The organism is Oscillibacter sp. KLE 1728 (assembly GCF_934833455.1).
GTDB classification, from domain to species: Bacteria; Bacillota; Clostridia; order Oscillospirales; family Oscillospiraceae; genus Oscillibacter; species Oscillibacter welbionis.
The window spans coordinates 1-1,928 of sequence record NZ_CAKVVF010000141.1 but is presented as its reverse complement, the minus strand read 5'-3'; the positions used below and the strand labels follow the sequence as shown (position 1 = coordinate 1,928).

The following is a 1,928-nucleotide window of genomic DNA, read 5'->3' as shown; positions in this document are numbered from 1 at the left end:
GGGCGGATCTCCCCCTGCCGCAGCTTTCCCAGAGGGGCTGTCAGCCGCGCGGAAAACCGCCGCCGGATTGTGGCCCGGTCCCCACAGGGCTCCAGAACGCCCAGCCGCAGCTCTCCCCGGTCGCCCACCGCCCAGGCGCACCAGAGGCCCTCTCCCGGCAGGCGGCACCGGGCCTCAAACCAGGTGTACAGCGCCTCCTGCTCCGTGATGAGCTCCCCCACAGAGACACCGCCCTGCATCAGTGGAAACTTGTCCATCGCTCTGCCCCCTCTCCAAACGGCCCCGCCTGGCACAACCTATGCCCAGGCGGGGCCGTTTATGCGGAGATCAGGCGACGGTGTAGCTGCCCCGGACCAGCAGCTTGGTGGTGCCGGCCGTGGCGCGGACGCCCCGGCCCTCAATGGTCATCATGTACAGGTGGTTCTGGACCAGCGCACTGCCGTTGTTCAGCGCTGTGGCTGCGGTCTCGTCAATGAGACCGGGGCTGGAGGGAGAAACGCACACAGCCGTTCCCACTCGCAGCATTACCTCACAGCCGATGTCCCCAGTGAGGACTTGTCCGCTGGTGAGGGTCACCACAGTGAAATTGGACGCGGCACCGGCTCCGCTGCCTGCCGAAATGCCCAACTGGGCATTCCGGGCGGCGATCTTCTGGTCCACCCGCTCCATGATGGAGTCCATGAACGTCTCGTTCAAGTAGCTCAGGGTCACCAGCGGGTCGTCGGAGGAGCCGGCCTCCGCCGCCGCGGTAATCGTCACGTTCAAGGCGCCGCAGAGCACCAGCAATGCCAGCAGCCGCAGATACCATCTGTTCTTTTTCATGCGCTTATGTACCTCCGTATTGATTGTCGGATCTGAAAAATCGGTACCCCTGAAAAGGGCGGAACGCCCTTTTCAGGAGGACCCTTCGATCAAACCACGCATTTCCGGGCGGCCAGGAGACGGCTTCCGCCGCAGCGCCCGGCCTGTGTATTGCCGAAGAAACGGATCTCTCAAACCATCTGGTCGTGGGGCAGTCCGAAGCTGACCGCGATGGCCAGATCGACCTTCTCCATCACATTCTCCTCCACATGGCCCATCTTTTCCCGCAGGCGCTTTTTGTCCAGGGTGCGCACCTGCTCCAGCAGGACCACCGAATCCCGGCTCAGGCCGCAGCTGTGGTCCACGGGAAGGTCGATATGTGTCGGCAGCTTGGCCTTCCCGGTCTGGGAAGTGATGGCCGCCGCGATCACAGTGGGACTGTACCGGTTGCCGGTGTCGTTCTGAATGATCAGAACCGGCCGGACACCACCCTGCTCACTGCCCACCACAGGGCTGAGATCGGCATAGTAGATCTCTCCACGTCTGACATTGGTATCCACAAAGTCCACACTCCGCCGGAAGAAGTACCCGCCGCAGCGGGTCAACTTCATTCTCCCACGCAGCCGCCGGATTTATACGCCGCCGGGGAAAATCCCTGACCGGCGCTGCCCCCGCATCATCCTATGCCTGAGCTGTGCCGGCGGTTCGCACCTTGGCGGAGCGGCGGAGCAGACGCATCAGCAGCGAGACGCAGCACTCCACCACGGCGGCCAGCAGCAGGGAGATGAGGATGGTGCCGCCCACCGTCAGAGGGAAGTAGTTCAGCTGATCCGTCACCGAGGGGACGGCGGCTTTCAGCATGGTGTACAGGTAGTTGTCCGGTATCCACGACACCAGATAAGCACCGAGGGTCAGCTTGGAGAGATAGCCGGTAAAACGTGCAATGGAAGTAGGGGGGGGTGGAATATCGGATGGAGTTCAGAAGAAGAAATACCAGCACCGTGTCCACCACGTTTTGCAGGCTCCCCCAGTCGCACCAGCTGCCCCAGACGAAGGGGATGCCCTGATTGCGCCAGACGTTGTAGCCGCCGAAGCACAGCACTGCCAGCAGCAGAAGGGCCGCCAGC

Annotated in this window: 4 protein-coding genes; all 4 read right to left on the bottom strand. The window is 63.0% G+C overall.

Annotated features, from left to right (window positions below; translation table 11 throughout):
- Positions 1–257, bottom strand: a 257-nt coding sequence (locus QVE23_RS10885) for a hypothetical protein (protein WP_287968235.1), incomplete at its 3' end; no start/stop codon positions are given.
- Between the two features lie 70 nt (positions 258–327).
- A complete protein-coding gene (locus QVE23_RS10880) occupies positions 328–822 on the bottom strand; it encodes a hypothetical protein (protein WP_119310808.1) in 495 nt (164 codons plus the stop codon).
- Between the two features lie 170 nt (positions 823–992).
- Positions 993–1,361, bottom strand: a complete 369-nt coding sequence (locus QVE23_RS10875) for a type II toxin-antitoxin system PemK/MazF family toxin (RefSeq protein WP_287968237.1) — start codon at positions 1,359–1,361, stop codon at positions 993–995.
- 121 nt (positions 1,362–1,482) lie between these two features.
- On the bottom strand, positions 1,483–1,695 hold the full coding sequence (locus QVE23_RS10870) for a hypothetical protein (RefSeq protein ID WP_287968233.1): 213 nt from the start codon (positions 1,693–1,695) through the stop codon (positions 1,483–1,485).
- Between the last annotated feature and the right edge of the window lie 233 nt (positions 1,696–1,928).

Coding starts and splice junctions, on each gene's coding strand:
- QVE23_RS10880 (WP_119310808.1), bottom strand. CDS start 822: ATGAAAAAGAACAGATGGTATCTGCGGCTGCTGGCATTGCTGGTGCTC.